This is a genomic window from Mesorhizobium sp. M6A.T.Cr.TU.017.01.1.1 (assembly GCF_004023115.1).
GTDB lineage: Bacteria > Pseudomonadota > Alphaproteobacteria > Rhizobiales > Rhizobiaceae > Mesorhizobium > Mesorhizobium mediterraneum.
The window spans coordinates 1-10580 of the sequence record NZ_RZTA01000164.1 but is presented as its reverse complement, the minus strand read 5'-3'; the positions used below and the strand labels follow the sequence as shown (position 1 = coordinate 10580).

Below are 10580 nucleotides of genomic sequence, written 5' to 3'. Positions count from 1 at the left end.
ACTCCCGCCAGTCCCGCCACCACCTCCCGAAGTCGGAATGATTACGGGAGCAGCCGGCTCGTCCGCGACCGGTTTAACCGCTTTCCTGGCGGCTACCGGTTTGGGAGCCGGGTTGACGACCTTCCGCGGCGCCGGGGCTCTGCGAACGACCTTCGGCGCCGGTGCTGGCGTCGCCACCAGCGGCGTCGGTTGAAGGGGTGGCCAGGATGTGCAGCCCATGACCCCCGCCAAGGCGATGGACAGAGTTATCCCGATTGTTGCCTGCTTCCGATTTCTGCCCACCATTGCCTCCTTGTTGATCAGAACAAATCCCGACGCGGATTGGCTTGTTCCCAGACCGCCCTCGCCACTTTGACCAGTTGCTTGTCGACAGAACCGCTCAACGGAATCTTCGACTTGAGTTCCCCACGCAGTTGCTTCAACGCCGCCGCTTTCGGCTTGGCCCCGAATTTCGCCAACGTCGCGCGGGCGTCAGGCAACTCATTGCGAAAATCGAGCGCTACTGTGAATGCCAGGAAACGCACGGCGACGGCCTGGTCGGCCTGGTCGCCCTTTTGCATCTCGAGAGCCGCGCGATCATAGGCGCCGGACTGGTCGCCGCGCGAGGTTGCCAGTTCAAACAGGCGTTGGGCTTCATCAAGGTTCTGCTCGACGCCAACGCCATCACGGTACATGCGCGCAAGACTGGCCGGCGCATAGGGCTGGCCGAGGTCGATGGCCTTCTGAAAAAGCGCCAGCGCAGCCTTCGGATCCTTCTCGACGCCTCGACCGCTGAGGTAATTGCGACCGAGCAAGTTCATCGAATACATGTCCTGGCGCTGGACACCGGCCTTGAGGAAGGCAACGGCACGGGCCTGATCGGCGGGCACGCCGTTGCGGCCTTCGGTGAAGATCGCGCCGAGATCGTTTATGGCATAGGTGTGCCCCATCGATGCCGCCTTGAGCAGCAGATCCAGCCCCTTGCCGGTGTCGCGCTCGACGCCGTTTCCATGGAACAGGGCACGACCCCATGCCGTCATGCCGTAGGGGTCACCCTTGTCGGATGCCACCGCGTAGAAGGTGTTGGCCTGCTTGCGGTCGACAGCCTGGCCCGTTCCCGTCGCATGGAGGTAGCCGAGCTCGAACACCGCGCGCACGTGCCCCCTGTCGGCGGCCTGCTGGATGGCTTTCCTGGCCTGGTCGACCTTGCCGGCTGCAAGCAGCGCGCGTCCCAGTTCATAACGGAAGCGGGCGACATCGGGATACGCCTTCACCGCAGCCTCGCACAGCTCCACCGCGTCGGCGCCGATTTCATTTGGCAGCAGGCCGGGGACCACGCCTTGAAGGTCGAGAGGTTCGCCGGCAGCCAGGTCGCACGGATCCACGCTCGGCGACAGTTTCATTTTGGCGGGTTTGGATATTGCGCTGTCCGCCCGAATTTCGAAGGCGATCTCGACCGGTGCACTGGCTCCGATCTGGGGTTCATAGCGCAGCCCCTCGACTTCGCCGACCGTCAAGCTCGATTCGGGCGACAGGGTCCGATCCGGCAGGGAGAGCGTTCCCGTTGCCGGATAGTTTGTGACTTTCAGGCTGACCGCCGCATCGTCTGTCGGGACATCCAGGTTCAGAGCAACGGCGCCCACGCCGACCGGAACGTCGACCTCCCGGTTCTCGATCGCCTCGGCCGCACCGGTGACATGAATGCCGCGCTGCAGCACCTGCTGCTTCTGCTCGGCTTCGAGCGAGGCCATCACCTGTTCGCCCTGGGTTCCTTCGCCGCTCTTGACCCGGAACACCAGCATGCCCTTGGCTTCGCCGCCCCAACTGTCGCGTGCGGCGTAGGCCAGCATATCCATCTCTTCCGGCTCGCCAGCTCCCTTGGGAACATCAAACTGCAAACGCGGCAGATCCTTGCCCTGGATCAGTTCTCCCGCCTCGATGACCTTGCCGTCCAGCATCAGGCGTCCCAAGGCGGGTGGTCTTTCGATGCTGACGGTTATTGTCCCGCCGTCGACCTGGACCGGTTCCGGAAGGTCCAGATCGATGGGGCCGGCCCCGGACAGCACGACCTTCTCCAATACCGGCGGCAGTGATGGGCGGCTGCTGCGGCGCATCAGAACGACTTCGTCGATCAGCGAAGAGTTCTCCCAGGGAACCTGCAGGCCTTGGGTAGCCTCAACCACATCCCGGCGGACGGCCGCCATGACCGTGCGGATCTCCTGGTTGGGGGCGAGCGCGCGACGAGAAAACGCCAATGAAAAAGGACTGAGGTCGCCGGCGCCGTCATAGGCAACCGCACCGGGTTCGGTGGCAAAAGCGATCAGCGTGTTCAATGAGCTTCTTACTTGCGCAAGGCCGGTGCCGCTTGCGGTAAGAAGCTGGTCCCTGAGCCAATAGTCCTTGCGAGGGAATGGATTGTTGCGGCAGGCATCGAGGATGATCACCTGGATCTTCGATTTCGAACGCATCTGCTGCAGCACATCGTTCAGCTTGATTGCCTGGACCTCGACGTCCGCCGCATCTTTCAACGAGGCATCGACAGGGATCAGGAAATTTTCGCCGCCGATCTGAAAGCCGTGGCCGGAATAGTAGACGACAGCGATATCGGCGCCATCCACGGCGGCAAGATAGTTACGGAACTGATCTTCAAACTGCAGCTTTGTAAGATTGCTCGCGACGAAAACATCAAAACCAGCCGCCCGAAACGTGTTGGATACGTCCACCACATCTTTGGCCGGGTTCTTGAGGGCCGAGATTTCTTGGTAATCGGAGTTGCCGATTACAAAGGCGACCCTTCGTTCGACGGCAGAAGCCTCGAAGATCACGAAGCTTGCGAGCATCAAGGCCGCAACGAATCCGCAACGTCGAAGCATGGCAAATCCCTTAACCGCTGTTACCCGGCGACCACAACAACCAGCTTGCAGTGTCAGGTCCGTTAGAGAGCATGCTATCTGCCGAGACAGAAAAGAGAGAAAAGCCGTCGCGACAGCGGGCATATTCCTCACGTGATCAAGTTCTAAATTACATCAGAGGCCGAGTGTCCGCAATGATTGTCAGACGCTTTCTCAACCTGGCTATTCGGCCGTGGTCGCTTTGGCCTCCCCGGACCGGGCGCGGCCGGCATTCTGATCTTAGCAGGTTGGGCTGAGTTCTGGTCGGCGATGCCCCGACAAAATAGCTCGTGCTGGGACACCTACATTTTGCCCTAGCGACGAATGTCTACTGCCGCCTGCCAGGCCCGACGGCGGCCCTGCACCCTTCAGTCCACACACCACGCGGCAGAGCGCGCCTGAGTTTTCCACTACTAAAGTTGGCCTACCGCTGATTTTTTCTACCTACCATTTCCGAGACTCAATTAGCGTGCGCTTATGGAGCACCGGCACGCCATTCGAAGAATCAAGGATGGGCTTTGGGAAGTCTACGACATAGACGACCACAACGTTGTCTTCTCAGATGGGGTGGCTCTGACAAATTTGCTGGATGAGGACGCGCTCGACGCCCTGGAGTTGCTAAAGAGTGGATTCCTGGTCCCGAGCACCGCTCCCAAGGCCAGTTGACAGTTCCTTGAGGGATACGCTGAGGTCGCACTATCCGCAAGATGAAGCGCTGAAGGCGGATGGCTGACAGGCAAAAGCGTCGCCGGTTGGCGGGCTCCTTCTCCAAAGGGAAAATCAGGCGTCAGCCGAGCGTTCGCTCGTCGAGATCTGCCATCCTATTTCGGTGACCTTGCAGGCGCGGTGCGGAAAGTATGGATCGGACGCGCGGACAAGGAGCCGACACTGCAGGTTCTGAGATCGATTGTTCGAGAGTGACCTCAAGTCCGCATCGAACCGGCGCTGCCTGCGCCCAAAGGATCCCCGTTATTTCTGATCCGGCATCTCGGTATTCTCTTGAGGATTCTTCTTGATGCCCGCTGCAGGCGAGGTATCGGCTGGTGCGTTTCCACCTTGGTTTTGCTCAGGCGCTCTTTTGAGTGGCGAGGTGCGCCAGCCCATATCAGCGTACAGAAAGCCAATGAGAAAGCCGACGATAATGACCGCTGCTATCACCAGCGAAAGTATAGCGTTACGTCGCTCCATGTCCGGCTCCTTCCTGCGAGCCGAACAGCCAGTAGCGAAAATGGTTCCGGCCAGTCAGGTGGAAATCGGCGGTGCTGGACTCATTGCCGTGCACAAGGCTTAATCCTGCGCGGGGATGGCGGGATTGCCGGGGGCGATTATGAGATCACCACAGCAAATGACTGATGGCGGCGAGAGGCCGGCAGATCGTCAGCCGCCGCTTTGGGCCGCCACGTCTGGCGCATAGTTGCCGTGCCATCAAGGCTGCGATTCCTCGCCAGCATCCAATTTAAGATTTACTGTAAGCGTGCGAGCGGTACACCGCTTACCCTGCAGCATACGTTGGCACCGAAGAGGACACCTGAAGCTCCAGGCCGTGGAACTTCGCACCTTGCCGGCGGTTGAGATGTACGAGCTGTGGGCTAAGAACGAAACCATCCGTTCTTTCCGCCGCAGCAGGAAGGAGATCCCATGGCAAACACCACATCGAAGCCGGCAATCCGGCAAGTGAATGCCGACGGCTTGCGGCATCCAAGACGCGATGCCAACGAAACGGACGCGGGAGCGAAACCGCCGACGCCAAAAACCGCGGGAACATCGAAGCCATCGACCGCTCCGCTGGATAATCCGGTGGTGAACCGCAATGCCGGCGGGCCGCGCCAGTCGGGCACCACGCCGCGGCCGACAGACAAACCGCTGGACTGAAGGCGATGGCAGGGGTCGAACGGGACGGCGGTTGTCTGTGCGGCGCCGTTCGCTTCAAGGTGAGCGGCCCACCGTTGCGGGTCGGAATTTGCCACTGCCAGGATTGCCGCCGCGCCAGCGGCAGCTTTTTCACGCCGTTTGGCGTCTGGCCCATGTCAGCCTATGAAGGCAGCGGACAAATGAACACGTTCGCCAGACGCAGTTTCTGCCCGCAATGCGGTTCGCACATCGCCTGGCTGCGGGACAACGAGGCCGAGATCATGCTCGGCTCGCTCGATATGGCTCCCAGCGACCTCATTCCCGACTACGAACTGTGGGTACCGCGCCGTGAGAACTGGCTCATGGCATTGCCTTGGGCGGAGCAATTTGCCGGTGATCGCTTTCCGCCCTTCGATCCATGACGAGTCTGCTGAAACAAGCTAGGCCACCCTGACCAATTCAGCCAAGGCGCCCAGAATGGCAGCCTGATCTGCCGGCTTGCGAACAAATTTGAAGTTGGCGAAGGCTGATGGAACATCGCGCGGCCCAAATCCGGTCAGACACGCGAACGGGATGTGGCGGGTTTGCAGTTCTTCTGCGATCGCCAGGCTTGTTTCGCCATGCAGCTGAACATCCAGCAGCGCCACGTCGACATGATTTTCGCCGATAAGACGCAGGGCCGCCGCCACCGAAGGGGCCGGGCCGATCACCTGATGTCCCGAAGCGCGCAGACACGCAGCGATGTCCTCGGCGATGAGCCATTCATCCTCGACCACCAGAACGCGCAGCGGATCGCTCACGGCGTCTCTTTGCCCATCATCGGAAATGTGATCTGGACCTCAAGGCCGTCACGATTGAAGGCGGTCTCGACGTTTCCGCCTAGCCTGTAGCCGATCTCGCCCTGCAACAGGGAAAGCCCGAAGCCGTTTACTTCTGGCTTTCTGACGGGCGGCCCGTTCTTCTCGCGCCAGGCAAGCCTGAAAACGTCGCCGTCTGCCGACCACTTCAGCGCCACCCTGCCCTGCTGCTTCGACAGCGCGCCATATTTGGCGGCGTTGGTTGCCAGCTCATGAATGGCCATGCTGAGGGAAAGGCCCTGTTGCGGGCTAAGTTTCTCTTCAGCGCCGTCAAGCTCGAACCGGTCACTGCCGAAAGGTTCGAGTTCCTGCCGCAGCAGTTCGCTGATCGAGGCTTCTTTCCAGCGCTCCTTCGACAGCAGACCGTAAGCCCGCGACATGGCGTGCAAGCGACCGATCAGCGCTTCGGCGAACTCTTCCTTCGATTCCGAATTTTCGCGGGTGCGGTTGGCGATGCTGGCGACGACCGCCAGCATGTTCTTGACGCGGTGATTCAGCTCCGAAATGAGCACCTGGTTTTGCGTTTCCGCCTCGGCCAAGGTGGTGACGTCGACCAATGTGACCACGACGCCCTGGATTCTATTGTCCTTGTCGCGATACGGATTGATACGAACCATGTGAAACCGGCCCTGGTCGTCACGCGCCAGATGATGTTTCAGGGTCTCTCCGGTTTCGAACACGGCATCGATGTGCTGTTTTAGCTCGGGATAGTCGAGCTGGCTCGAAAGCTCGGTCAGTGGCCGGCCGACGTCGGAGGGACGTAGGCTGAAGAAAGGTGAGGCCGCCGGAGTAAAGGTCCGCACCACCAGATTGCGGTCGAGGAAAATGGTTGCGATCTGCGTGCTCTCGAACAGATTCCGCAAATCGCTGTTGGCGCGATCGAGTTCCTCTATCTTGCTGGTCAGCTCTGAATTGATGGTGTTGAGCTCCTCGTTGAGCGACTGCATCTCCTCCTTCGAAGCCTCAAGCTCCTCGTTGGTCGACTGCGCCTCCTCATTGACGGAGACGAGTTCCTCGTTCGACGATTTCACCTCTTCCAGCGCGGTTTCGTACTCCTCGATCGTCGATTGCAGTCGCTCGCGCGTCTCGCGCAGCTCCCGCTCGAGATCGGCAGCACCTTCGATATCACGGTCTTCGCGCCCCACATCCGACCGCGCCTGTGCTGGCCCGAACGGTTCGAACAGGACAAGATAAAGCTGTTCACGCTTGCCGAGTTCCGCCAGGGGCTCGACAGTGAGTTTGATCGACTGGACCGGTTCGTCGTCCTCATCGACGACGACATTCTCACGCACCACGGTGCGGCGAGTCGCGGCCGCTTCCCGCAAGGCCGCACGCAGGTCGAGCCTCAGCCCGCGGCGAGCCAAAGTCAGCACTTGCCGGCTCGGAATGCCCTGCGGCGCTTCGAGATATCTGCCTGTCCGGGCCGAATAGTAGACGACGTCGCCATCGCCATTGACCAGGACGTGCGGCGGCGCGAAACGCTCCAGCACCTGTGCCTCGACCGCCTGCCGAAGCGGGTAGCCGGCGGTTCCCTTCTTGGACCCCGTGCCTTCGGCCAGGAAGGCGCCCGAACGGGCGTCGCCGATCAGCGTCGGCAGCGTTATATGGGGCGAGGCATGTTCCCGCGCCTGAAAAATGCGCTGCTTCTTGTCGACCGTGGCGAAGAGGTTGTCGTGCTGACCCACGCTTTCGGACGTGCCGAGGAAAAGGTAACCGCCCGGCTTCAGCGCGTAGTGAAAGATCGGAATGACCCGGTTCTGGATGTTCGAGCCGAAATAGATCAGGAGGTTGCGGCATGAAACCATGTCCATGCGCGAAAAGGGCGGGTCGCGGACGACGCTGTGAGGCGAAAAGACGCACAGCTCCCGTACCTCGTTGGTAAGCACATAACTGTCGCCGTCGCTGCTGAAAAAACGCTGCTTGCGTTCGGGCGAGAGCCCCTGCAGCAATGCCGCCGGGTAACGCGCTGCGCGCGCCACCGCGAGCGCCGGCTCATCGATATCAGTCGCAAATATCTGGACGCGCGGCACAACCGAAAGTGTCTCCATGTGTTCGCGCATCAGCATGCCGATGGAGAACACCTCCTCGCCGGTGGCGCAGCCAGGCACCCAGATCCTGACCGCATCGCTGGCAGTCTTGCCCTCGAAAAGCTGCGGTACGATCTTCTCCTCAAGCAGCTTGAAAGCGTCGGGGTCACGGAAAAAATCGGTGACGTTGATCAAAAGATCGCGGAAGAGGTCCGTCACCTCGCGAGGGTCTTTCTTCAGCCATTCGACATAGTCAGCAATTGACTGAAGCTGTGCGATCTGCATGCGCCGTTTTACGCGACGCAGGAATGTCTTGGACTTGTACCCGGAGAAGTCGTGGCCGGAATGACCGCGCAGAATGCCGTAGATTTCCTCGCGCAGCCGACCGATGTCTCCCGTGCCGTGCTCGCCGCCGTCGTCGGCAATCCCGTTCAGCAGATCGAAGCTGCGGGCGAATCCCTCCAGCTTCGCACCGATGCGCTCCGCGGGCGCCGCTATATCGATCAGTCCGCTGGAAATCGCACTTTTCGGCATGTCGGGGTTGCGCGGACCGTAGCCGTTGGGGGCCTGGGCGACCGTCAGTCCGCCGCGTTCCTTGATCGCCTTTGCGCCCAGCGTGCCGTCCGAATCGCCGCCCGACAAAATGACCCCGACCGCATATTCGCCCTGGTCCTCGGCAAGCGCGCTGAAGAAGATGTCGATCGGCTTGCGCTCGCGGTTGAACACGTTCGACGGCCGCAGATGCAGCACCCCCTTCTCGATCGTGAGAACGACGTTTTGCGGCATCACGTAAATGTGGTCGGATAGGACGGTGGTGCCATCCTCTACGACGACAACCGGCAGCCGCGTATAACGCCCGACCACCTCGTGAAGCAGGCTTTCGCGCCCGGGACTGAGATGGGTCACGATGACGAACGCCATGCCGGGCTGGCCGCTGATGCCTTTGAACAGACCCTCCATTGCGGGAATGCCGCCGGCTGACGCGCCGACGCCCACAATGGGAAATCTCTTCATCTGGGATGTCACCGCAAGCCCTCGGTTGAACAGCCTAGACGACAAAGCCGCCAATCGACCCAAAACCCGCAACCGGGCTGAACGCCAGCATACAACGTGCAAGAGGGCCGGAACAAGTCCGTGCAGACGGCGTTAACGTCGGGACTTTTGTGGAAACTTCAATGTCAAAACGCACACCTGACCTAAAGCTGACAAAACAAACGCTGTTGCACTCTTCGGATTTGCTGGGTTTGCCGGGAAACGAATCCATTCCGCCGCGCATGCTGGTTTTGGCCAAACGATTGCAGGCAGCCTTGCAGCAACATTCTGAACAAGCCCCCACTGACAATCGGAAATCTCGCTCGAAGAAAGGTCGATGAGGTGCGCGACCTGCAAGGTTTGCACATCCTGATCGTCGAAGACGATTGGCTATTGGCCGGCGATCTTGCGAGATACTTCGGCAATATGGGCGCGGTCGTCCTCGGCCCTGCGGCGACAGTCGAGCAGGCGTCTACGCATACCGATACGGCTGAGGCCGCGATCCTTGACGTCAATCTCAACGGCCGGCGGGTGTTTCCGATCGCCGACGAACTGATGCGCCGCGGCGTGCCTTTCGTCTTTTTCAGCGGTGACGAGGACATCGTCATTCCGGAACGTCTGCGTCACGCCAGCAATCTTCGAAAATCGTCGGATAGCTACGCAATCTTTGACGCCTTGTTTCCTCCGGAACGATCCGCCTTGGCGGGTCGCCCTCCCGTGAACTTGTCCGACAATGTATTTTCACTTCTGCCGAAGCTCAGGCTCGCGGCGCGTCTGCTTCTTGGCGACGTGGGCGCTTCCGACCGGCTGGTCGAGCGAACGCTGGAGAGCGCCATCGGCGAGATCGACAGAAGGCGGGTCGGCGTGTCGACTGAAGATTGGCTGAACGGTATTATGCGAAGTGTCGCAAGATCGAGCGGAACGAGCCTGTTGCACTGAAGCGCGACCGATCGGCAACGACCGAGGCCCTGATCTCTCTGATTTGTACTGTTGAGTCCGAATAAGACCGCTCCATATTTGACAAACGGCTCCGAAAAAGCATGCAAACACAATGATCTGGAGTGAACCTCTCCATCAAAACGCAAGGTGACCTAAGAGCTACCGAGGGACCATTGACGTAGAAGCCCTATCAGCCGCTCTGGTTACGCTCGATGAATTTGTTGAACCGGCTTGTTTTTCCGCCGCCGGTTTCGTCCTGGTAGAGGAAGGCCAGATCGTTCTGGTCGAAAATCCGGAAGAACTCGTCCCATTCGATGGCTTCGAACTCCTCCTCGGGCTCGCCAAAATCGATCCGCAGGATGCCGCCCTCGCCTCTGGTTCGTACAACCGCAGGTCGGCCACCCCGATCTTGGGCCCACTGGCGGATCTCGTCGTGATTGGTGGTTGTCTTCGATTCAGACATTGAAATCTCCTTTCGATCCTGTGGGCGTCCCGGCCAGGCCTAGCTTGGTGTGCGCGTCTCGCTCGATGACAACTAACTACCTGTCTGCTGCTTCCGATTACGGCCAGATGAGCGCCTAACCCCAAACGAGCTGCAATGTTCCAGCGCAGGCCCAAGGCCTGTTCGCGATGCGTTCACCTCGGTGTGAGGGACCCCAAACCATCTTTGTTGAAGGAGAGGGAACAAACCTTTTGTCAAACAGTTCGGGGCGCCAAGGCCATCTGCACAAGGAGTTGTCGTGGAACGCATACTGGTTACCGGGGGCTGCGGTTTCATCGGCCGCCACGTCGTCCAGGAACTCGTCGAACATGGTTATGCCGTCTGCATTCTCGATGCGCTGCTGGAACAGGTGCACGGCGGCGAGGCGATCAGCCTGCCGGCGGGAGCCGAACTGATCAAGGGCGATGTTCGCGATCGCGACGCTGTCGCCGAGGCGCTCCAGGGCGTCGACGCCGTCATCCATCTGGCGGCCGAGGTCGGCGTCGGCCAGTCCATGTACGAG

11 protein-coding genes are annotated in these 10580 nt (G+C 60.3%); 6 read left to right on the top strand and 5 right to left on the bottom strand.

Translation table 11 applies throughout. From position 1 onward, the window contains the following. The coding region (locus EOB36_RS34760) for a hypothetical protein (protein WP_206616787.1) at positions 1 to 193 on the top strand (193 nt) is incomplete at its 5' end. A gap of 106 nt (positions 194 to 299) precedes the next feature. On the opposite strand, the gene EOB36_RS31310 is transcribed toward EOB36_RS34760, so the two are convergent. Together EOB36_RS31310 and EOB36_RS31300 are read right to left on the bottom strand one after the other, a co-directional pair. Further along, positions 300 to 2975, bottom strand: coding sequence for a caspase family protein (locus tag EOB36_RS31310; RefSeq protein ID WP_245467949.1), 2676 nt, complete (start codon positions 2973 to 2975; stop codon positions 300 to 302). 864 nt (positions 2976 to 3839) lie between these two features. Then, positions 3840 to 4058, bottom strand: coding sequence for a hypothetical protein (locus EOB36_RS31300; protein ID WP_095486404.1), 219 nt, complete (start codon positions 4056 to 4058; stop codon positions 3840 to 3842). Between the two features lie 450 nt (positions 4059 to 4508). Between EOB36_RS31300 and EOB36_RS31295 the strand changes: the two genes are divergently transcribed. Together EOB36_RS31295 and EOB36_RS31290 are read left to right on the top strand one after the other, a co-directional pair. Then, entirely contained in the window at positions 4509 to 4742 is a 234-nt protein-coding gene (locus tag EOB36_RS31295; protein WP_095486403.1) for a hypothetical protein, read from the top strand. Between the two features lie 5 nt (positions 4743 to 4747). Beyond that, on the top strand, positions 4748 to 5143 hold the full coding sequence (locus EOB36_RS31290) for a GFA family protein (RefSeq protein ID WP_095486402.1): 396 nt from the start codon (positions 4748 to 4750) through the stop codon (positions 5141 to 5143). Between the two features lie 18 nt (positions 5144 to 5161). On the opposite strand, the gene EOB36_RS31285 is transcribed toward EOB36_RS31290, so the two are convergent. Together EOB36_RS31285 and EOB36_RS31280 are read right to left on the bottom strand one after the other, a co-directional pair. Then, positions 5162 to 5521, bottom strand: coding sequence for a response regulator (locus EOB36_RS31285; protein ID WP_095486401.1), 360 nt, complete (start codon positions 5519 to 5521; stop codon positions 5162 to 5164). Then, positions 5518 to 8619 carry a CheR family methyltransferase gene (locus tag EOB36_RS31280; protein ID WP_206072973.1) on the bottom strand — a complete coding sequence of 1034 codons (3102 nt, stop codon included), beginning with the start codon at positions 8617 to 8619 and terminating at the stop codon, positions 5518 to 5520. Before EOB36_RS31280 ends, EOB36_RS31285 begins: the two co-directional genes overlap by 4 nt. A gap of 161 nt (positions 8620 to 8780) precedes the next feature. Between EOB36_RS31280 and EOB36_RS31275 the strand changes: the two genes are divergently transcribed. Together EOB36_RS31275 and EOB36_RS31270 are read left to right on the top strand one after the other, a co-directional pair. Beyond that, on the top strand, positions 8781 to 8978 hold the full coding sequence (locus EOB36_RS31275; protein WP_126103023.1) for a hypothetical protein: 198 nt from the start codon (positions 8781 to 8783) through the stop codon (positions 8976 to 8978). Between the two features lies 1 nt (position 8979). Beyond that, positions 8980 to 9576 (top strand): response regulator, encoded by a 597-nt coding sequence (locus EOB36_RS31270; RefSeq protein WP_164759014.1) that lies wholly within the window; start codon positions 8980 to 8982, stop codon positions 9574 to 9576. A 190-nt stretch (positions 9577 to 9766) separates the two neighbouring features. Here the strand turns inward: EOB36_RS31270 and EOB36_RS31265 are convergent, their stop codons facing one another. Continuing rightward, positions 9767 to 10039: a hypothetical protein gene (locus tag EOB36_RS31265; protein WP_095486399.1), complete on the bottom strand. Its 273-nt coding sequence runs from the start codon at positions 10037 to 10039 to the stop codon at positions 9767 to 9769. Positions 10040 to 10316: 277 nt separating this feature from the next. On the opposite strand from EOB36_RS31265, the gene EOB36_RS31260 reads away from it, so the two are divergent. Next, positions 10317 to 10580: SDR family NAD(P)-dependent oxidoreductase (locus EOB36_RS31260; protein ID WP_128286392.1), on the top strand; the 264-nt coding region annotated here is incomplete at its 3' end.

What these genes read in the sequence shown, in the direction of transcription:
- EOB36_RS31265 (WP_095486399.1), bottom strand. Translation starts at nt 10,039, where the DNA reads ATGTCTGAATCGAAGACAACCACCAATCACGACGAGATCCGCCAGTGG.
- EOB36_RS31280 (WP_206072973.1), bottom strand. Translation starts at nt 8,619, where the DNA reads ATGAAGAGATTTCCCATTGTGGGCGTCGGCGCGTCAGCCGGCGGCATT.
- EOB36_RS31275 (WP_126103023.1), top strand. Translation starts at nt 8,781, where the DNA reads ATGTCAAAACGCACACCTGACCTAAAGCTGACAAAACAAACGCTGTTG.
- EOB36_RS31295 (WP_095486403.1), top strand. Translation starts at nt 4,509, where the DNA reads ATGGCAAACACCACATCGAAGCCGGCAATCCGGCAAGTGAATGCCGAC.
- EOB36_RS31310 (WP_245467949.1), bottom strand. Translation starts at nt 2,975, where the DNA reads ATGCCCGCTGTCGCGACGGCTTTTCTCTCTTTTCTGTCTCGGCAGATA.
- EOB36_RS31300 (WP_095486404.1), bottom strand. Translation starts at nt 4,058, where the DNA reads ATGGAGCGACGTAACGCTATACTTTCGCTGGTGATAGCAGCGGTCATT.
- EOB36_RS31290 (WP_095486402.1), top strand. Translation starts at nt 4,748, where the DNA reads ATGGCAGGGGTCGAACGGGACGGCGGTTGTCTGTGCGGCGCCGTTCGC.